The sequence below is a fragment of the Shewanella sp. SNU WT4 genome, from assembly GCF_006494715.1.
Classification (GTDB): Bacteria; Pseudomonadota; Gammaproteobacteria; order Enterobacterales; family Shewanellaceae; genus Shewanella.
This window is the reverse complement of the sequence record NZ_CP041151.1, coordinates 1,602,740-1,623,819: the sequence shown is the minus strand read 5'-3', so window position 1 is coordinate 1,623,819 and position 21,080 is coordinate 1,602,740. Positions and strand designations below refer to the sequence as shown.

Here is a 21,080-nt window from a genome sequence, read left to right as displayed (position 1 = left end):
GCATACAAAGAAGCATGGCAAGCCTGCTTAGTAGCGACAGTCAATTTGCCTTGATTGAAAATGGCCAGCGTTTTTATGCCCATGATTTCAATCCTGATAATTTGCAACTGCATAGCGTTAGTGCTGATGATCTTGGTGCTGACGAGCACTGTCTATGCCATGTGGATATAACCACAACCTATATAGCGCTGGCGCCTAGTGGCATTGCCGTTGGCGTTGGCTCATTAGCAAAACCAAGATGTTCAACACCAGTAAGCTCAACTGCAAGCACAACACCAATAGTGGCGCTGATGATCCAAGCGATGCACTACGCTGAATCAAACAATATTCCGCTGATTTTAAATCGAACTCAGCAAGCACTCGATATTCATTCTGTGCCTAAGCATTTTGCTATTGGTCTGCTGACGTCCGGCACCACAGGCCAGCCCAAGTTAGTGTTTCACGCCTTAGCAAAATTGCTACCTAGCGAGCGCCCTCATCCCCAAAATGACAGTCAAAGCCACAGCGCGGCTAACTTAATACACGCTAAGTTAATACAAGCTAAGCCAATAGCACCAAAGCCAGCAAATACTTGGCTACTGTGTTATCACCCTATGAGTTACGCGGGCTTACAAGTAATTTTGCAAGCCATAGTGAGTGAAGACACCTTAGTTGCCGCCCTTGATGCTAGCCTGCAAGCGAAAGCGCACCTCGCGCATGTACATAACATCAATGCGATTAGCGCCACCCCATCTATGCTGCGCGCCCTACTATTAAGCTGGCAAACATACCTGCCGCCATTAACTATCATTACCTTAGGCGGCGAAATTGCCGATCAGCGCACCTTAGATACTATCAATAACGTCTATCCCAACGCACAAATTCGCCATATTTACGCCACGACTGAAGCCGGAGTGGTTTTTACCGTAAAGGATAGGCGCGCAGGTTTTCCGCGCGCTTGGCTGGAAAACGCGGCTAATGCCAGTGCTACTTGTGATAACAGCAATGGCGCCACTCATGGCTGGCAATTAATCGCAGGCTCAACCTTAAGATTAACTAAGGGCCAAGTTGAGATAGATACAGGTGACTGTATCGACATCAGCCAAGACAGAGTTTTGTTTACTGGCCGCATAGATAATCTTGTGAATGTCGGCGGCGTCAAAGTCAATCTTGAAGCGCTCGAGCGCCAAATCATGCAGCTGCCTGAGATTAGCGATGCCAGAGTCTACGCCAAAGCAAACCCCATCACAGGCGCATTAGTGTGTGTTGAATTATGTGCATTTAACCAAACCCTTGCCGCTAAGGCGCTTAACGAGCTCTGCTTACAACTTGAACCTGCCGCAAGACCGAGAATCATCACCTTTAGCGATAACATCAGCTTATCTAGCGCAGGCAAAAAACAGAGGTTTTTGCAATGAAACATATTATTGTCACTGGTGGCAGCCGCGGCCTAGGGCTTGGCATAGTCACCCATTTGCTCTACCAAGGTTATAAAGTCTCTTGTTGCAGCCGCACCAAAACCGCAGCCATAAGCAGTTTAGAGCTAGAACACCCAGATTTTAAATGGTTTGAATGTAACGTTGGCAATGCCGAGCAAACCACAGCTTTTGTGAATAATGCTTGTCAGTGGGCAAGCGATGCGCCCTTGTGGGCCTTAATTAATAATGCCGGAATTGCCAAAGAAGGCGTACTGGCTACTTTTCCCAATATCGACACCGACGCCTTACTGCAAGTTAACTTAAATGGCGCCATCTATTTTGCCAGAGAAGCGCTGCGGGTATTTTTGCGGCAAAACAGTGGCGGCAGGATAATTAATATCAGCTCGATTATCGGTAGCCGAGGTTACACCGGCCTTGCGGCTTATTCAGCCTCAAAAGCTGGCCTTGATGGCCTAACGCGGGCGCTGGCACGAGAAAATGGGCGGCGCAAGATCACGGTTAATTCCATTGCCCCTGGCTATTTAGATACTGAAATGTCATCCCTCTTATCGGATAGCAAGCGCGAGCAAATAGTGCGGCGCACGCCGCTGCAACGCCTTGGCACAGTGCAAGATATTACGCCTGCCATAAGCTTTTTATTGTCTGATGGCGCGGCCTTTATTACCGGCCAAACCTTGACCATAGATGGCGGCATTACTAATTAAGGGAATATATGGCCACAGCTTCATGTCAACTGTGTAGTAAAGAGCGCTGGCAGACATTTTCCCACATAGCCTTTGGGTTATGGGATACCACTGAGCTTGAGCTCAAGCGCCAACACTCGCTATACCCTTTATCTCAATGCCAGCATTGTGGTCATGTGCAAGTGAGCGTTCAATATACTAACGACTTGTTTGCCAAGCTCTATTTTCATTCCGCCCAAGAAGCTGTGATGTGGCATGAATCCCTGATAGCAAGCCATGCCCCCTATCAAGAGATGATTAACTTTGCCTTATCAGGCTTAGATGACATAAATAACCTACTAGGTTTAACTCAGCAATCGCCTAAAACCGTGGTTGATTTTGGCTGCGGTGAAGGCAAATTGTTAGCGGCGACGCAAGCTGCACTGCCAGACAGTGAGTTAGTGGGCATAGATTTTAACGATAGATTTTCGCAAACCAATATTCGCTACCTTGCCTTTGATTTAAATAACCTTGAGCAGCTAACTTCTGATGCCTGGCCACAAGGCATAGATTTAGCCATGGCGTCGCACGTGTTAGAGCATGTGATTAATCCTGTGGAGTTTTTGCGCGGTATCAAGCAGCAACTTAGCCCCAAAGGCGCAATTTTTATAGAAGTGCCGGATTTTTCAGCGCCGCATCCGCTGCCATCCATAGGCATGAGTAATTTAGTTAACTTGCAGCATATTCATTACTTTAGTTTGGACTCCCTGCAATTTGCCGCCAAGCAAGCTGGCCTGCGCCTCATTAAACAGGCAAGAGTGATCACAGGTTATATTCCAAGGCTGCAAGTATTACTGCAAGCAGCCAACGACATCGCCTTGAATCATGACTCTACTCAACCTGAAAGCCATACAGTTAGCACAGTGAATGCTGTTAGTCATTATCAGCACCAATGCCAGCAATTGCGGGCACAATTGGCTGCCAAAGTGCGCGCGGCCATAACCCGTCATGGCAAGGCAGGATTATGGGGCATAGGCGCGGATTTTTATCTATTAATCAGTGAACATACGGATTTGCTTGAACTCATTGCTAGCCGCCAACTTGCCTTGTTTGATTACTCATTAGCAGGTAAGCACTATCATGGGCAAACCATAGCTTGCAGCAGTAAGTTAGCTAACGCCATTCACCCAACATTTCTGTGCCCGCTACTTGCTGAAACCCGAATAAAAATGCGAGCCATCAGCCAAGAGTGGCAACAAGTCGTCGACCCATTTTTCAAAGGAATCTAATCAATGAATAGTTTGCTGGCGACCACGCCGTGCCAATTATGTGGCCATCACGACTGGCAAATAATCGATACTTTATTCTCCGGAGTGTGGGACAAAAGTGCCACCGAACTCACGCGCCAAGCCATGGAGTTCCCTATTGGCGAATGCCAGCATTGCAGCCATGTGCAAATAGTCATTGCTTATAGCGATGGCATTTTCAAGATGCTCTATTTTTCCAGCACGCTAGAGCCTGATATGTGGTGTGATACGCCCCAAGGCGCTAAATCCCCCTATGAAGATATGGCGGAATTCTTTACGCCATATCTTAGCAAGTGCGCCCACATTGTCGATTTTGGTGCGGGGGCTGGCGCTACCTTACTTTATTTAGAAAAGCACTTTGCAGATAAGCAGCTGCAACTAGCCAGTGTTGATTTCCACCATCATATTAAGTCAAGCAGCATTGCTCATATCCGTGCCGACTTAAATCAGCTAGAAGAAATTAAACCTCATTTTGACCACCAGCCAATAAGCCTTGCCATTAGTACCCATGTGTTAGAACACATAATCAATCCAGTGGCTTATTTACGGCACCTTAGAGACTGCTTAGCTCCCGAGGGCCATATATTTATTGAAGTGCCAGATTGTAGCCCGGATGCTTATATTGCTGCGCTCGCTTATACCAATTTAGTGCACGCCCAGCATATTCATTACTACACCAAAGATTCGCTGCAAATAATGGCTGCTAGCGCAGGTTTAACGATAATTAAACAGCAACAAGTCACCACAGGTAATATTCCACGAATAATGCTGCTGCTTAAAAAATGTGACCATGGGCAGACAAACCAAATTAACCGCGTGAATCACAATGCCAGACTTGCCGTAGAGCAGCGCTTTATGGGATATCAAGCATGCCAACAAGCGCTCATTAACCAAGTTAAAGACCAGTTAGCGCAACAGCAGATAGTAGGTATATGGGGCATAGGGGGAGATTTTTACTTATGGCTTAAGCGCTATCCAGAAATGATTGCGGCGATTAAGCAGCAACAGATTTGTCTATTTGATTATGAATTAGCAGGCCACACCTTTCATGATCAAGTCATTTCATCCAGCGCTGAATTACAGCATTTCAAACACCCGGTATACATAGCGCCCATTTACGCCCCCACCCGAGAGAAAATGCACAATCTGGCGGCGCAGTGGCAACTCAGTAATATTCATCTGATTTAGGCAAACAGCGTAGAGCTAATACCACAACCCTATGTATTAAGACCTTAAGACATAGGGCTATGGTGATTTGTTTAAGGGCATTGATTATGCCCTAAGCTAACTCCACCTGATGAGTTAGCATGAAAGCTTCACATTGGGCTAAATCATAGGCTGAGTCGATTTCAAACCAAAAATCAGCAATGGCCATCACATGAATGTTAACGCCTTGGCTCAGTAATAAACTTAATAATGCCGTCATATCGAGTTTATTAATTTCAGTTGTAGTCAGCTTGGCAAGGCTAGCGCTAATTAATGCAAAACCTGCCACTGTTAGCTTAAATAAGCCCATAAATTGCCCTTGGACTTGCTCAATCGTACTCGCCTTTTGGCCAATATCCTGTAACAAGCCATCTGGGTTGAGCGAAAAACTTTCTGCATCATCAAGAGGATTATCAAAGCGTAATTGCCATTGCTGCAACCAATTAGGATCGTAGGCCACCACTATATCCCCGTCCGCTTGCGCTAACTGACCAATAACCCGCGAAGGATAAATGATATCTGAATAACTCACTATGCTGGTATCGGCTTGTAAAAATTCACGGCAACCTAATAAGGACGTCACCATATTCGATGTTTGCCAGTGCGGGTTATGAAATAACTGCGGAATATAGCGCGCTATCATGTCGCTCTTATAACCAGAGGCGGCGGCAATCTCATGTAAGCCCGCAGCTTTCATGGCCTGCAGTTGGCGCTCAAGCATACTAACGCCTAATACTGGGGTTAATCCTTTAGGTTGTGATGATGTAAGCTCCCCCAGGCGCGAGCCCCGTCCTGCCGCGAGTATTAATCCTTGCATACTGCACCTTGTGTCAAAAATTGATTGAATAATTGCAGATCTTGCTTGCGTTGCGGCATTAATCTTTCTGGGTGCCACATAATTGCCAACCAAGATAATTGCTTACCTTTTACCGCTTTTACCATGCCATTATCACCTGTCCCTATCACCTCAAATTCAGCAGGGATATTGATGCACTCAAATTGATGGTAACTATTTACCTTGATAACTTGTTGGCAGAATAATATTTGTTGCTGAGCACAGACTTGGCCTAGACATGGACGTAATTGCGCGCCTTTGTAAAGCAGCATAGCCTGCATCCCTCGGCACACACCGATAAGTGGATAGCCATGTTGCACACTCCAATCCATCACTAAGCGTTCAAGCTGACTGCGCGTATCGCTAGCATCTAGACTATATTCCCCGCCGCCAGTAAATATGGCCCCGCGGGCAATATCACTGCTTAGCATGGCGGTGGCAACATCTAGGTTATTCGGCAAATAAATAGGTAAAATTCCTGCTTGAATAAAAAATCCTGCCCATCTGTTATCTAAGGTGTCATGCACTTCCCCATACGCCTGAAGATTTGTCTGCATGACCACAAATACTGGCATCATTGAATCATTCTCACGCTGTTAGAAGCGCAATCTAGCTCAAGGAAATTAGCTTGTTTCCACAGGTTAAATTTATATTCACCAGCACCAATAACTGCCGGAATATTTAACTCAGCGGCACGAATCGCCATGTGGGAATTACATCCCCCAAACGCAGTGACAAATCCTTTCAGTTGATGAGTAAATATCCAATCGTAACCAGGGTCTGCGCTGGCAATTAATACTATTTTACCACTCAAATCCACGCCATCTTGGCAGGTTACTTGAGGAGCAATGACTTTTTGACGGGTAATAAAACTTGGCTCGCATTTAGACGTCATAAATTCATAGGCATTATGGGGAGAATCTATTAACGGTGGCAATTTCACCAATTCGGCATTGGCATAAAGCTGCTTACCAAGCTCAATGCTGTTTTTAATCACCTCATATTGCGAGTGACTGCCTGTCATCAATTGATTAATAATATTAGCATTGGTAAATGCCATGTCGTCGCGATTAAACCCATGAGATTGCCCGAGCAATGCTAAGCCCTCAATGGCATCACTTAAACTGCGGGTGAAGACGAATTTGGCATATTCTCGACCTTCAATTGCACACCTAATAAAGTGCAATAAGGAGTCAGCACTATGATTAATCCCATGGTCAATTAATATGGTATTGATTTTTTCATAAGTGCGCGCATCCAGCATTAAGCCGTGTTCTGTGGTGGCACTCGGCTGAGATTGTTGACTCGAGACAAAATACTTATCAAATGCCATATCATAACGCGGCGAGGTAATATCATAAGTGCCAGGCCGTAAATGGCCATATTCTTGTAAAAAATGATGTTTAGATAAACGCGACAAATCTGACTGCATAGTGCCGCTGACGGTAGTGAGCGATGCTAGAAACTTATCATATTCATCATGAGTCAGAATCGCTTCATCTCGCAAAGATTGTAGTAATTGCACCGCAATAAAGGCCGCACGCGCTAAGCCAGCAAAAGGTAAGGTGCCATAACGCTTACAATTTTCCAGCAGCCAATAAATTCTAGACACGGGATCAGTAAAGCCTTCAATGGTGGTTTTATGTAAAGATTTTAGCTTTTCAATGCGATGTAAATCTTGGATCCACAAACCGGTGCGAGGATCGATAATGCGATTAGTTAAACTGAGTAATTGCGATGATAATTCACCGCACTCGGCCTCTGAAAACCCAGCAGCAATCAGGGTTTGCATTTTTGCTTGAATCGATGGCGTATAACAAGAAAGCACTATATCGAATTCAACACTGTCATGGGCCTTAGGGTTATCTTTTAAACATTGTAGATAGTAATCAACCAATTTATGCCCAAGATTGGGACTTAAATCCTTCGGTAAAAATGAATTAAAACTCACCCTAACATCTATATAAGGCAAGCCTAAAAAATCTATCATCAGTGGGAAACTGCGTAAATTTTTATAGCCGTAATTATTGCGCTGATAAGCCCAAGTGCTGTCGGTAACTAAATCTTTATATAAACTTAAGGCTAAAGGCTTAGGGTACAGACCTATAATTTCAGCGGGATTCCAATCAGGCATAACCCCAAATACCGTGGTGCTGCCAAATAAGAATGGATGCGGTTTCATTAACATGGTTAATTTATTCGCAATACTATCCACCCGTGCCAGTGAATTATCGGCATCAACAGTGACAGGCATGCACAGTGGCCTGATTTGAAATAACCACACTTGGCCAGCATCATTAATGCCATATTCAATATCTAATCTGTCATGAGTAAATACTGTTATAAGTTCTTCAACCAAAGGCATCAGGGTTTTTAACAGTGGAATACTTGGGGGCACAGCATATTTTATAAAATAAGTATCCACCTCAGCCTTAGCGCCAGAGGTGACAGTATCAGTTTTACCTGAGGCATCATCGGCAATGACGACATAAGATGCACCAGTAGTCGGCTCCCTTGTAAAAATGACGCCACTATGCACTATGCCTGTGGCCATAGGCTGAATCAATACTTCTTCACTCGCCGCAAACCCTTGAGGGTAACTGGCAAAAACATCGACTATAGCTTGCTGCAACTGCTCGGGATTATCTATGTTTAATACGCTACTAAACATACCTGCCATTGAGCCATGATAACCATCTTCTTGACTGTAACTACTGCGAACCACTAATTTTTCAGCACCTAATATGCTAAATAGCTGCTTAAAATACTCAGTGGAACTGGCAGCAAATTGCTGATAGGAAATGATGATTAATGGCAATACTGCACCATGGTTCAAATTACCCTGCAACTGCGCTAACGTGCGTCCTTTACTCAAAAATGTCCATGATTTCACAATGCGATTCCTTGCAGAAAGATGAAATTAATAACTTAAAAAACGCTGCACAATGGCATCCACCACAGATGCTAACTCAGCGATATCAATATCATCGACCACGAGATCGGGCGACCGCGGAAACTCAGCATCTATGCCGCGGCCAACAATATGCTGGCTATCATTTTGGCTGTGATCATAGAGATTCTTTTGATTGCGTTGCTGCAAAATATCATCACCTGGGTTTACAAAAATTTCGACATAACCAGGTAAGTGTTCACGATTCCAGTTTTGTACTGCATGAAATAACGAGACAGTTGATACCACGACAATTAAGCCCTGTTTTGCCAGTAATTCAGCCATTCTTGCGTATTTCATCGCAAGTTCGAGGCGAGCATCACGCTTAAAGTCATAGTTACTAAATACGGCGCGTAAATCATCACCATCTAAATGAACAATATTGCTCTGCTCAAGCTTAAGACGCTTAACTAACGCCTTAGCTAAGGTCGTTTTACCTGCGCCAGGCAATCCAGTCACCCAAAATACCCTTTGCTTATCCATGTCTAATGAGCCTCAATATGATCGCGTAAATACCACCAATCAGGGTGGCGCTTATCTTGCAGAATATAATCAAAGTGCTGATATAAATAATCTTCAGAATGGCCTAAATTAAATATGCTGCTTTTGCAGAAATCTGTATGTGCAAGCGACTTATCAGTGCTAAGTAGCAACTCAGAGATAGTTTGATATAAATCATTCTCATTATTTACTAAGTGAGCAAATTTAGGTTTATCAAGAATAAACTGACATTGGTTATAGTCTTGAATCAAAGAGTGATGATCGCTAGAAAATAAAATAACAGGCCTACCCGTCAACAGTGCGAATGAAAAAGCCACAGATGAAGTATCTGAGATAATTAAGGCTGAGCGTGCAAAGCTTTCAAGATAACTTTGCTGACTCACATCAATTTCACATCGTGGGTGCTGCTCGCACCAAGCCAATAGCTCGGCAAAGGCCTGAGCTCGCGGATGACTCAAAGAATATTTAACTAATGCTAAATCTTCAGGATGGGGTCTAAATATTAATTTTTTATCAGAAAATCTGGCCAAAATTTCAGGTACGAACTGCAAGGCCGAAATAATGGAATAACAAGCATAGGTTTCATTACCAGCTGGCAATGATGATAAGGTGGGTGCATATAAAATGCTATCTACTGGCAATTGAGTCGCACAAACGTCATGGTATTGACGCATATTATTATCGTGCCTTGGGTAGCCCCCAGGAATTAACACAATATTATTTTCAAACTTATTCTGTAGACAAATGTCTTGATGCATTTTCATGCTAGCGCTGGAAGGCAAAAATACATAATGAGTTTGCGCTTGCTGTAAATGCTCGTAGGTTTGCTGATTAAACAGCAAGAAGTCATAAATCATATGACAAAAACTTAGTTTTTTAGTCTGCCTGGGGCTGCAAGGAAAGACATGGGCGGTAATGACGAGATCGAGTGAAGTCTCAGCATTCATGGCACTCTGGCCCATTAAAAACCTTGGCATAGTGCCCTGCAGATCCAGCTCTGAGTCACTTAACGTCACAGTATTATGATGCGCCGCTAACCAAGTTGGAATATGACCCAAGTGACCTAAGTACCCTCCCCCTCGTCCTAAACAGCAAATGCCTATTAGATGTTTTTTTTGGGCGCTTGAGCTTTCAAAAAATTGGTTACGTTCTATATAAAAAGAGGATTCAAGTTCCTTGACGCTTGATAACGGCTGAGCGAGTAGTTCAAGTAATTTATGGCGATTATGGGTAAACATATGCCCCAGCATAATACTATCTGAGTCATATTTAAGAGGCAGGCATTGCTCTTTTTTTACCCCTTGCTGCGCTAGCCTTGATATAGCCGCCAGTGCATATTCATCTATCGAAATCGCAATAAAAAATATCCCTAGAGGGCTTGGGATTGAGTGGGCTTTATAGACATTGCGTTCAAGTAAAAGCGATGACGCAAACTCGTCAATAAATTCAAATTCGAGCTGATTGTCAATCAAGACATTAGCAAGCTTAATCGCAAATGAGCCGCCACCAACAATATAGATAGGCGTATTTAGACCATAATTAACCTCATTGGCGAGGCTAGTAATATTTGTCAGTGGACTCATTTGCCTATCACCTATTATTTAAGTTGGGCCATCCAAATATTGGTTGAATAGGGAATAGAGATAGATTCTTTCTTTAGCCCGAGTAAGAATTTTGAAATGGCATCAATGACCACAGGGAATTTTGCCGCGGCTTGACGTTCTAAGGTTGCATGGGAACGCCAAGCTTCAATGCATTTCTCTACGGATTGTTGATGCACGACTTTGGCATCTAAGTGCACAACGGCGCCGAACAGGTTACTGGCTTCAATGATTTGGCTTTGATCTTCGCGGCGCGTGCCATAGCCGTATGAAGGAATAATGCCTGTAATAATCGATTCTATTTCAGCCTGAATAGGCTCCTTTAAATCCCTATGATTCCACATACAGGCAAACCAACCACCAGGCGTCAATAAACGGGCGGTTTCAGCTAATGCCTTAGGTCTGTCACACACGTTAAAAGAGCTACCAAAAGTCACCAAGGAAAACTGGGCAGAAGCTTGGCCGGTATTTTCGCCAGTGCCTTCATGCCACTTAATGTTACTGAATGATTCAGTGCGCTTGATACCGTTCGCGCGCATGGCATCATTAGGTTCGACGGCTGTCACTTGTAACTGCTTGGCTCCCAACATAAGTGTCAAATGTGCGACACCAGCCCCCACATCACAAACGCTATCATTGGTTTGTACTTGGCTAACGGCTAGCATGGCATCAATCGCGGCGGGTGAATAATCAGGGCGCTCTAAATATGCATTAGCCAAACTCGAATAATCCCATTCAGTTTTCATGATTTCTATCCTTTGTTGTGACAGTTATATTTTATTTAGCAATTATCAAGCCAATACCACCAATCAGGATGTTTCTTCCCAGATAACAGGTAATCAAGATTATCAAGAAGATATTGCATAGAAGTTCCGCGGTGATAAACCACTTGCTCACAAAACTTGACCCGCTCAATATCATCGGTTACCTCAAAGCACTGAGTTAACGCGTGAATTAAATCACTGACTGAATCAACGCAGTAACCAATTTTTTCTCTGTCATTTATGTAAGCAACATCTGGCATTAAGCGTTTTACTTGCGCTTGATCCGCTGAATAAAACACCACAGGTTGCTTAGTCGTTAATGCAAAAGAATAAGCAATCGCTGATGTATCTGTGATTAATACGGCAGCTTTAGCAAAGGTTTCTATATAATTAGATTGATTAGCATCGAGATGGCATCTAGGTTCGGTTTCACATAATGCCAGCAGTTGTCTAAAAGCATTTGTCCGCAGAGTCTGAACGCCTTGTTTGATTATCGAGAGATCATCGGGATGTGGCCTGAAAATAATATGCTTATCGGGAAATGCCGCTAAAATTGCTGGGATAAAATCGAGGGCATCAAAAATTGAATAAGTATATTTAGTTTCAGCGGATGTCATTAGCGCCGATAAGGTCGGGGCGTATATCCGTCATTCCGCACCTAATTTTCGATTTAAAAAAACTTGACGGCGATCGGCCATTCTGATCTATTACTACTTTTTGCAGGTAGATCATTATGCCCACTCCCGCTATCGCTATTCGTAACCTCGACCACCTTGGTTTGGTGGCTGCACTTTGCCAAGAACTCGGCATTGCTCGCATGATTGATGCGGTGCTCCCCAAAACGCCGCCCTACAAAGTTTCACATGGTGAAGCGTTGGTGGCGATGATACTGAATGGTCTTGGCTTTCATAGTTCGACCTTGCACATGTTCCCGCAATTCTTTGCCAACAAGCCTGTAGAGCGTCTGATTGGCCCGGGGATCTGTGCCGATGACCTCAATGATGACGTGCTCGGCCGCTGCCTTGATGCCCTCTTTGAGGCCGATGTCAGCACGCTTTATCAGGTGATGGCGGAACAGGTCGTAGAGCGATTGGAGCTCAAAAGTACGGCAGTGCACCTCGATATCACCAGCTTCCACGTCGATGGCGCCTATGACCAAACCGATGGCGAAAAGCTCGGTAAGTTGCAATTGGTACGTGGCTATAGCCGCGACCATCGGCCCGAGCTGAACCAGGTTATCCTAGAACTTATCTGCGAAAATCAGGCCGGCCTGCCCATCTACATGCAGGCCTTGAGTGGTAATAGTAATGATACCAAGGCCTTTGCCCAGACCGTACGGCGCCACTTGAGCAGTCTCAAGGCCGCGCAGGAGAGTCGTTACCTGGTCGGCGATGCGGCGCTGTATTGCGCTGATACCTTGCAACTACTGGCTCAACAGCAACAGTTGTTCGTGACTCGAGTGCCTGTCACACTCAATGAGGCCAAGCGGGCCGTGGCAACCATTGGCACCCAGTCGCTGGTCGCGCTGGGCAATGGCTATCATGGCTGTTGGCAAAGCGCCAATTATGCCGACGTCGCGCAGCGTTGGTTGCTGGTGCGCAGCGAACAGGCTAGCCACCGTGAGCAGCAAACATTAGCCAAAAATCTACTTAAAGACAGCACGCGTGAGCTGAAAGCCTTCAACAAATTATGTGCCCAGCGTTTTGCCTGCGAGGCCGATGCGCAGGCTGAATTAGCCCGTTTTGCTGCCAGCTTAAATCTGCTGCAACTGGAAGCAGAGGTCGTGAGTGAACCTCTCTATGCTGGGCGCGGAAGGCCGCAAAAGGGTGAAGTGCCGGTGAGCTACCAATTTCACATCAAGGGGTTAGCCGCAAGTAGCTTGGCGCGGGTAGCAGAAGCGCGCAACCAGACAGGGGTGTTCATCCTCGCGACCAATGATCACAGTGAAACGCTCACCATGGTTGAGCTGTTGGCAATTTATAAAGCCCAGCAAAACGTCGAGCGTGGGTTTCGCTTTCTGAAAAGTCCCGAATTTTTAACCTCCTCGTTGTATCTTAAAAAACCGGAACGTATCGAAGCATTGCTGATGGTGATGACCAGTAGCCTGATGATTTATGCGGCGCTAGAGCACCGGATCCGGCAGGGTTTAGTAGAGCAGAATCGCAGTGTGGCGGACATGAAAAAGAAACCCACGCAAAAACCGACAGCGCGGTGGATTTTTTTACGCTTTGGCGGGGTACACGAATACCAGTTGGGAGAAGCGCCACCTCAAGTTACGGGACTCACGGTGGACCAACAGATCATTCTCGACGTGCTAGGCGAACGCTATCGACAAATTTATTCCTAAATCAGGTGCGGAATGTCGGGTATATAATCGCTTGTGAAGTGTTAGCCGTTAATTGTTCAGTCGTTGTCGCCTTTAATTGTTCTAACTGAGCAATGCTATTATCTAATCTAGGGTATCCGCCAGGAATCAATACCAGATTATTAGTTAAGCCATAATCACGACATATTTTTTTATGCAACTCCATACTAGGTTTAGAAGGTATAAATAAATAATGGGTCTGGGGCTGCGCCATGACACGGGCGACTAAATCTTTATACACTAAAAAATCATATGCCATATGCATCATGGTGAGTTTAGGAATATGAGCTGGCGAACACTCAAAAAAGTGTGGATTAATCACCAGATCTGGCCAAGCACTCCCTAGCATACTGGGTTCACTCATAAAGTGATAAGCGTCAAGTGCACTCCAGTGAGGCGCTTGGTCACTAAACTCTCTAACCTTGTAATCCTTGGCAAGTATTTGCGGCAAATTTAAGACATGGGATCTAAAACCGCCGCCCTTGCCGTTATAATAGAAACCTATTTTTTTCAGCTGACTGTTATCCTCAGCTAACTCTTGATAACTTGCTGCGAAATAACATTGTTCAATATCTTGGAAATTACCCGATTGGGTTAAGATTAAATCAAGACATTTAGCACGATTGTCACTCAACATGTACTCTAATACATTCGCGGCAGTCTCATAATATAAAGCAAGAATGTTAGCTCTAGGTACCCCTGCCGTGCACAACCTATCGATGGCACGCTGCGCATATTCAGGCAAAGAAATGGCGATAATAAATTGGGCATTGACATTGGGTATGTCACAGGCCTTATAGACGGGTTTCCCCATCAAAGGACTGCTAGCCATTTCATCAATAAACTCAAAGTCTATATCAGCATCTAGCATTACTTTTGCAAGTTTTACTGCAAAAGTACCACCACCCACTATGTAGATAAAATTAAGCACGATAACATCCCTATTCATTGCAAATTCACTAAGCGCTGAAATTAGCCAACCAGCCAGTGATTTATTTACTTTTGCAGCTCTTTATCTTGGATAATTCTTGTTGACTTAACATATGGCTAAGAGAGTCGACAATGAATGTTTGCTCAAGCTCTGTTAACCCAGGAAATAAAGGCAAGGTTAAAATATGCTGATAAAATTGCTCTGCCTGTGGAAATTGACCAGCCCTGAAACCTAAATTCAGATAATAAGGTTGCAGATGCACAGGGAAATAATGCACATGCACTTGAATGCCAAGGGCGCGCATGTCATCAAACACCCGGCAGCGAATGGAACTATCGTCAAGACGCACAATTTGCAGATGATAACTGCTAATGCTGCCATCAAGTGGCAATACGGGAGATAACGGCAGCGGCGCTAACAGGCTTTGATATTGCAGCGCCAGTTGATTACGTTTAGCCACAAATTCTGCTAAGCGAGATAACTGACTGATACCTAAAGCGGCTTGCAATTCTGTCATGCGGTAATTAAGCCCAAGACTATGCTGCTCATAATACCAATCACCTTCATCAGTCCTTAGCATGTCGCAGGCCTCTTTAGTGATGCCATGACTGCGCGCCATCATCATCTTTTTGGCTAAACGCTCATCCATAGTGGTGGCCACGCCGCCTTCAGCTGAGGTAATTATTTTCACCGGATGAAAACTAAAAATACAAATATCACTGTATTGGCAACGCCCTACCATAGCCTCTTGATAGCAGCCGCCTATGCCGTGGGACGCATCTTCAATAATGCTAATACCCAAAGGCTGAACTAATTGCGCAATGGCCTGCATGTCGCAACTGTGACCGGCTAAATGCACAGGAATAATGACTTTTGGCAGGCAGCCATTGGCTTCTGCCCATTTTAGTTTGTTAGCGAGTGCCACCGGGCACATATTACCGCTATTAATATCGATATCGACAAAATCTATCTTGGCGCCGCAATATAAGGCGCAGTTAGCCGACGCCACAAAAGTAATAGGGCTGGTCCACACTGTATCGCCCGCGTTAACACCTAAGGCTAAGCAGGCAATATGCAGCGCTGAGGTGGCGCTATTTACCGCCACCGCATAATTAGCGCCAGTAACTTGACATAACCCCGCTTCAAATTTGGGGACTTGCGGCCCTTGAGTTAAGTGGGATGAAGTTAATACCGCAAGTACAGCATCAATATCAGCCTGATTAATGTCTTGCTGGCCATAGGGGATCATTGGCCGCCATCCAGTGCCAATATTTCAGCAGTCGTTAAAAAATGGCTGTTATTACCAGAATGATATTCAAACCCCATAGGCACATCGCGCCCTCGCTCACCTAACTTATTTAGGCGGTAATTAATTTCTTTACCAAAGAACTTAATGCTTGGGGTAATGACATAATGATCGTCAAACTCTATGGTATGGTGAGAATCATCCCCTGGGCACATAATTTCATGCATTTTCTCCCCAGGACGAATACCGACGATTCGCTGCTCTAAACCCGCGCCATAAGCGGCAGCTAGATCAGTAATCCGCACCGATGGAATTTTAGGTACAAATATTTCGCCGCCTTGCATTCTGGCAAAGTTTTTTAATACAAAATCCACCCCATCTTGCAAGGTTATCCAAAAGCGGGTCATATCTTCATGGGTAATAGGTAAATAATTAGCGCCACTGGCAATATGCTGTTTAAAAAATGGCACCACGCTGCCACGACTACCCACCACATTGCCATAACGCACGGCGGCAAACCTAGGGCGAGTATCACCTACGGTATTATTGGCTGCCACAAATAATTTATCTGAGGCTAATTTAGTTGCCCCATAAAGATTAATGGGATTGGCCGCTTTATCCGTCGATAAGGCAATCACCTTTTCAACACCATTGGTAATCGCCGCCTGAATCACATTTTCCGCGCCGTTAATATTGGTTTTAATGCATTCCATTGGATTATATTCAGCCGCCGGCACTTGCTTTAATGCCGCCGCATGGATCACATAATCAACTCCTTTAAAGGCTTGAGTTAATCTATCGCGATCGCGCACATCGCCAATAAAATAGCGCATACAAGGCGCATTAAATTTTTGCTGCATTTCAAATTGCTTAAGTTCATCGCGCGAAAAAATAATTAACCGTTTTGGTGAATACTTTTCCAGAAGCATTTTGGTATACATGTGCCCGAACGAGCCTGTGCCACCAGTAATCAAAATTGATTTATTGTTAAACATAAAATTCAGCCTCTGGAATCGATATCAACCACACTAGGTTTGATTAACTATAGTTTGGCTATAGTGATGTGCTGATAAAACTAAAGCATAGAACATGCCAAAATGAAAACTCACTCGCAGTCAATTATTAGCAACGTGGGGATGATGAGGGAGTAATCTTTCAAGACCGAAAAATGATGTTAACCGTGAGAATTGGCGATAACAATTAAAAAGTAACGAGCGATATTAAATCGAGCGTTAGATTTAAATAAAAAGGCACGCAAGTTGCTATACCTATAACGTCATTTTTTTGACTCACACTAATAACTTTTGGAGCACAACATGACTTTGGCCAATCCTTTATTACAGCACTTCAGTATTAATGCCTTCGATGAAGTCTATTTAACGGCCGTCCAACGTCAACAATTTGAGCACCAAAGCGCTGCCAGTCAATACGCCAATAAATATACGCGGCTAATGAGCACCGATACCCTCTTTGTTATTTTGGGCACAGATTCTGGCTTGCTGGCGAACTACTTATTAACCCAAGGTCTAGCAAGCGGCAGTCGCTATATTTTTGTCGAGCATACTGACATTTTAGCCGTGCTCACCATAGATATTGAGCCGGAGTTGACCGACAAACTGCTGATCATTACCCCAGCGCAATTAGCCGATCATTTGAGTCAACACCAATACAGCATCTACATCGCCAAAAATCAGTTCGAGTTCATACAATCCTTAGGTTGCAGGGAATCGTATTTCAGTGACTATCTCGATTTAAAAAGTGATTGCCAACAAATTATCGAGCACACATTTTTTCAGCATGCGCAGCATCATAAACAAAGTAACTTTGTGGTGAAGCAATTTATAAATATGGCTGACAATGGCTACCCAGTGGCAAGATTGCGCCAACTGTTTCTAGGTAAAACCGCCATAGTGATTGGCGGCGGTCCATCACTTGATGAGTCAATAGCTTGGATCGCTGCCAATCAAGATAAATTGATTGTGATTGTGGTGTCGCGCGCCGTCGAGCAAATACATCAAGCGGGAATTCATATCGACATAGTGGTGACGGTTGACCCGCAAGACGTCAGCTTTTTAGTCAGTAAAGCCATGTTTAATTTGCCTAGCACTAGCATACTCATTCATAGCGATCATGCGGTAGAGTCCCTAGTAGGTCAGTGGCGTTATAGTCATTTTTATACCGGTTACCAATTGCCGTGGCAAACCGAAGATAACTTAGCCACCATAGGCCCCACAGTTACCAACACAGCGATTGGGCTTGCCGTTGAGCTTGGTTGCACTCAAGTATTACTGACCGGCGTCGATTTATGCCACTCAGCCCTTGGGGTTAGCCATGCCTCGGGTAGTTTTCATGGCTCATTAGGGCCAAAGCTTGATTTTATTGGTGAATGGGTCAGAACCTACTCAGGGCAATTGGCTGAAACTACGATTCAATTATTTAAAGCGATTAGCTCGTTAGAAGAGCAAGTTGCTACCATAAACAAGGCTCGCGTCATTAATTTAGCGTCCAGCGCCGCAAAGGTGGCAGGTATTTGTCATGTAACGCCAGAAAACATAGTGCTTAGCCCGATTGAAGATAAAGCCAAGCAATTAGCGCAAGTTGCCACTACGCCAAACATGTTAGATAAAGCCTCATTAATCGCCATAACACAGCAACTTAGCGCCGCGACTATTGATCTTAACGCCATCCAGAAACATGCCCAACAAGCATTGGCTATTTGTAATCACTTTCAAGACTCAAGCCATGCCAAGCTCGACAAGATTGAACATAAACTTAATAAGCGCTATCGCACCTTAATGCCATTTATTAAGTTTTATGGCTATCGCTATTTCAATGCGTTTTTAACAACTAGCGAATCAAGCCAATGGCAAATGGCAGATATTGCAGCGCGTCATCGCCTTTATTATCAGGCCATAGTGACCACAAGCGCAGATTTACTTGAGTTAATAACGCTCTCCCAAGCAAAACTATTCACTCGGATTTCTGAGCACAACCCTAATGCTGACTTAGCCAGTCTTTGTCAGGCATGGTTAAGTCAAAAGCAACCAGCTCGCTACCTCATTTGGCTGGCTAAGCACCCTGCCCGCGCCCAGCAATTAACAGATGGCGAGCAGCAGTTAATCGCTGATATGAACATGCACACCCAAGCAGCCTTTAGCCAAGATGTCGGGCGAAATGCGTCTGGTGCGCCGATTGCGCTTACTCTTAATCGCACTCCTGAGAAAATCCAGCACCTCTTTAAAACCGGCAATGCGGAAGGTTTGTATTTAGTCTATCAAGCGCTTGATTGGTATTTAGAAAAAGATGTGCGCGCCAAAAACCTGCAGGCTCGCGCACTGGCCTATTATTATGAACTGACGCAAGAATACACTAATGCCTTTGCGACATTAAGCGCCTTAGGTGACTCGCGCAGTGAAGTGGAAATCAAGCAACTGGTCATGATGGCCTTAAAAAGTCAGCAACTGCATGAAGCCGAAAAATACTTGTATCAGCTCCTTAGTTTCAGCGATTTATATTTGCCATTTTTAGCTAATGTACAAAAGCTCGCGGGAAATAATCAGCTAGCGCTTAACACCTATCTCGATTATTTGGATAAATACCCTGAGGATATAGTCACCTATATCAAGCTTGGCAACATGCTGGCGGAATTGGGCGAAATTCAAGGCGCGATTGATGTCTTTACTCACATATTAACTTTAATGCCAGAGCATCCTGTCGCCTTAAATGCCCTTTATGAGCTGCAAAACTACCAAGCTCAATTGGCTAGCGCGCAATAAGCCAAGGAAGCTGTAAGCCAAAGCACTGCAAACCAAAGCTCTGTGAGCAACAGGACTGTCAGCAGAGTGTAATCAAGCAGAGCGCTAAGCCTAAGCGCAATGAACTCAAGCTCAGACTTGGACACTCGCCTTCGCCTGCGTATAATAGCGAGTAATTTTTTGGCATCTTTGGCATCAAAGCCAAGGGCGCCGCAACTTTTGGAGCTTGGCTTGACTCATACTTATATCCCTTTGGATGAATACCCGCGCAAATGGATTTTTAACCACCATCAGCTGCCTGTGGATGAACAGGATAAAGCTTGGATCAAACCTCTGAGTCAAAAAAGTGCCATGCAGGTATGGCAACAGTTGATTAGCACCAAAAGTGTTAGTCCTGAGTTTTTTCATAAAGAAGATTGGCCGATGAAGCCAAAAACCTTCAAGGCGACCGATGAATGGCAATCTGTGTGGGATAGCGATGACAATAGCTTGCCGAGCATGCTGGCCGAATTTATTGAATGGCCAGATGATACCTTAGTGTACTTCTGTTATGAAAAGTACCAAGTGATTGAAACTAGATGGGATGTATTCGCCCGTCACTGGAAAAACTTCCTATTTTTTGATGACAGTCCACTCTTGGTCTCGCCATCATCAAAACAAGCCGTCATGTTTGAACAAAACGGTAATTATAAGATGGGCAGCCGCAGCTAGCTCATCAACTCCCAACAAGACTCAATAATAACAGAGGCGTTTATGAAGTCCCTCCTACCCTTTACTTTAGCCGCCAGTTTACTGGCATCTCCTATGGTTAACGCTATGGAAATTGCTGGTATCAAGCTTGCTGATCAAGTGCAAGTACAGCAAAGCGAATTGCAACTCAATGGCGCCGGTGTGCGCAGTAAGTTTTTCATGGATTTGTACGTTGGCAGCTTGTATTTAAGCGCGCCGGCTCATGACCTTGCATCTGTGTTAACTCAGCCCAATGTAATGATTAATCTTGATATTACTTCAGGCTTAATCAGCTCAGACAAAATGAAAGATGCCATCACCGAAGGCTTTGACTTAGCCACCGCCAACAACACTGCGCCGCTGCAAGCGCGCATTAATGAGTTTATGGGGTTATTCAGTGAAGCTATCACTCCTGGCGACCAATTCAGTTTCTTAGTGCAACCAGGTGTTGGCGTTAGCTGCTCTAAAAATGGCACTTTGCTTGCCACGATTAAGGGCGATGATTTCAGCCACGCATTACTGGCTATTTGGTTAGGCCAAGCGCCCGCACAAAAGAGCCTCAAACAAGCTATGTTAGGCGAATAAAGTTAACTAGGCTTGGGTGAGCTAAGGTTGGGGCTCTGATGTTGAGTGAACTTAGATTCTAAACACTTAGATTCAGGGCACACAGTTTCTCAGATAAATATGAAGCCCTAAATGAAGGCCAAACATATTAACGCCAACTTGGAACTACCCATAATTAACCTAATTTGACTGTCACAATAGGAGCCTAATGGCTCCTATTGTTTATTATGGTGGGGGATGAGCCGA

At 44.5% G+C, this 21,080-nt stretch carries 18 protein-coding genes; 8 read left to right on the top strand and 10 right to left on the bottom strand.

Features of this window, described 5'->3' with window-relative positions:
- Window positions 1–14 precede the first annotated feature (14 nt).
- The 4 genes from FJQ87_RS07325 to FJQ87_RS07310 are packed head-to-tail and all read left to right on the top strand — an operon-like array spanning window position 15 to window position 4,575.
- The gene (locus tag FJQ87_RS07325; protein WP_240778867.1) at window positions 15–1,397 is read left to right on the top strand and encodes an AMP-binding protein; all 1,383 of its coding nucleotides are present in this window, start codon (window positions 15–17) and stop codon (window positions 1,395–1,397) included.
- Window positions 1,394–2,122 carry an SDR family oxidoreductase gene (locus FJQ87_RS07320; RefSeq protein WP_140931967.1) on the top strand — a complete coding sequence of 243 codons (729 nt, stop codon included), beginning with the start codon at window positions 1,394–1,396 and terminating at the stop codon, window positions 2,120–2,122. The genes FJQ87_RS07325 and FJQ87_RS07320 overlap by 4 nt, the downstream gene beginning before the upstream one ends.
- Before the next feature lie 8 nt (window positions 2,123–2,130).
- Entirely contained in the window at window positions 2,131–3,369 is a 1,239-nt protein-coding gene (locus FJQ87_RS07315; protein WP_140931965.1) for a class I SAM-dependent methyltransferase, read from the top strand.
- 3 nt (window positions 3,370–3,372) lie between these two features.
- The gene (locus FJQ87_RS07310) at window positions 3,373–4,575 is read left to right on the top strand and encodes a class I SAM-dependent methyltransferase (RefSeq protein ID WP_140931963.1); all 1,203 of its coding nucleotides are present in this window, start codon (window positions 3,373–3,375) and stop codon (window positions 4,573–4,575) included.
- A gap of 91 nt (window positions 4,576–4,666) precedes the next feature.
- On the opposite strand, the gene FJQ87_RS07305 is transcribed toward FJQ87_RS07310, so the two are convergent.
- The 7 genes from FJQ87_RS07305 to FJQ87_RS07275 are packed head-to-tail and all read right to left on the bottom strand — an operon-like array spanning window position 4,667 to window position 11,888.
- A complete protein-coding gene (locus tag FJQ87_RS07305; RefSeq protein ID WP_140931961.1) occupies window positions 4,667–5,410 on the bottom strand; it encodes a phosphocholine cytidylyltransferase family protein in 744 nt (247 codons plus the stop codon).
- Window positions 5,398–6,006 (bottom strand): gamma-glutamyl-gamma-aminobutyrate hydrolase family protein, encoded by a 609-nt coding sequence (locus FJQ87_RS07300; protein ID WP_140931959.1) that lies wholly within the window; start codon window positions 6,004–6,006, stop codon window positions 5,398–5,400. Before FJQ87_RS07300 ends, FJQ87_RS07305 begins: the two co-directional genes overlap by 13 nt.
- Window positions 6,003–8,321 carry a PEP/pyruvate-binding domain-containing protein gene (locus FJQ87_RS07295; protein ID WP_168195157.1) on the bottom strand — a complete coding sequence of 773 codons (2,319 nt, stop codon included), beginning with the start codon at window positions 8,319–8,321 and terminating at the stop codon, window positions 6,003–6,005. Before FJQ87_RS07295 ends, FJQ87_RS07300 begins: the two co-directional genes overlap by 4 nt.
- A 27-nt stretch (window positions 8,322–8,348) precedes the next feature.
- Window positions 8,349–8,861: an adenylyl-sulfate kinase gene (locus FJQ87_RS07290; protein ID WP_140931955.1), complete on the bottom strand. Its 513-nt coding sequence runs from the start codon at window positions 8,859–8,861 to the stop codon at window positions 8,349–8,351.
- Between the two features lie 2 nt (window positions 8,862–8,863).
- Window positions 8,864–10,462: a CDP-glycerol glycerophosphotransferase family protein gene (locus tag FJQ87_RS07285; protein ID WP_140931953.1), complete on the bottom strand. Its 1,599-nt coding sequence runs from the start codon at window positions 10,460–10,462 to the stop codon at window positions 8,864–8,866.
- 14 nt (window positions 10,463–10,476) lie between these two features.
- Window positions 10,477–11,226, bottom strand: a complete 750-nt coding sequence (locus FJQ87_RS07280; protein ID WP_140931951.1) for a methyltransferase domain-containing protein — start codon at window positions 11,224–11,226, stop codon at window positions 10,477–10,479.
- 35 nt (window positions 11,227–11,261) lie between these two features.
- Window positions 11,262–11,888, bottom strand: a complete 627-nt coding sequence (locus FJQ87_RS07275; RefSeq protein ID WP_276613166.1) for a CDP-glycerol glycerophosphotransferase family protein — start codon at window positions 11,886–11,888, stop codon at window positions 11,262–11,264.
- A gap of 89 nt (window positions 11,889–11,977) precedes the next feature.
- On the opposite strand from FJQ87_RS07275, the gene FJQ87_RS07270 reads away from it, so the two are divergent.
- Window positions 11,978–13,591 (top strand): IS1634 family transposase, encoded by a 1,614-nt coding sequence (locus FJQ87_RS07270; RefSeq protein ID WP_140931885.1) that lies wholly within the window; start codon window positions 11,978–11,980, stop codon window positions 13,589–13,591.
- Window position 13,592: 1 nt separating this feature from the next.
- Here the strand turns inward: FJQ87_RS07270 and FJQ87_RS07265 are convergent, their stop codons facing one another.
- The 3 genes from FJQ87_RS07265 to pseB form a co-directional block, all read right to left on the bottom strand.
- Entirely contained in the window at window positions 13,593–14,540 is a 948-nt protein-coding gene (locus FJQ87_RS07265) for a hypothetical protein (RefSeq protein ID WP_140931947.1), read from the bottom strand.
- A 61-nt stretch (window positions 14,541–14,601) separates the two neighbouring features.
- The gene (pseC, locus tag FJQ87_RS07260) at window positions 14,602–15,789 is read right to left on the bottom strand and encodes a UDP-4-amino-4,6-dideoxy-N-acetyl-beta-L-altrosamine transaminase (RefSeq protein ID WP_140931945.1); all 1,188 of its coding nucleotides are present in this window, start codon (window positions 15,787–15,789) and stop codon (window positions 14,602–14,604) included.
- Window positions 15,786–16,781 carry a UDP-N-acetylglucosamine 4,6-dehydratase (inverting) gene (gene pseB / locus FJQ87_RS07255; RefSeq protein WP_140931943.1) on the bottom strand — a complete coding sequence of 332 codons (996 nt, stop codon included), beginning with the start codon at window positions 16,779–16,781 and terminating at the stop codon, window positions 15,786–15,788. Before pseB ends, pseC begins: the two co-directional genes overlap by 4 nt.
- A gap of 321 nt (window positions 16,782–17,102) precedes the next feature.
- On the opposite strand from pseB, the gene FJQ87_RS07250 reads away from it, so the two are divergent.
- From FJQ87_RS07250 to FJQ87_RS07240, 3 genes are all read left to right on the top strand, one after another.
- Entirely contained in the window at window positions 17,103–19,562 is a 2,460-nt protein-coding gene (locus FJQ87_RS07250) for a 6-hydroxymethylpterin diphosphokinase MptE-like protein (RefSeq protein ID WP_140931941.1), read from the top strand.
- 210 nt (window positions 19,563–19,772) lie between these two features.
- Window positions 19,773–20,252 (top strand): DUF2947 domain-containing protein, encoded by a 480-nt coding sequence (locus FJQ87_RS07245; RefSeq protein ID WP_140931939.1) that lies wholly within the window; start codon window positions 19,773–19,775, stop codon window positions 20,250–20,252.
- A 42-nt stretch (window positions 20,253–20,294) separates the two neighbouring features.
- The gene (locus tag FJQ87_RS07240) at window positions 20,295–20,855 is read left to right on the top strand and encodes a chalcone isomerase family protein (protein ID WP_140931937.1); all 561 of its coding nucleotides are present in this window, start codon (window positions 20,295–20,297) and stop codon (window positions 20,853–20,855) included.
- The last annotated feature ends 225 nt before the right edge of the window (window positions 20,856–21,080 follow it).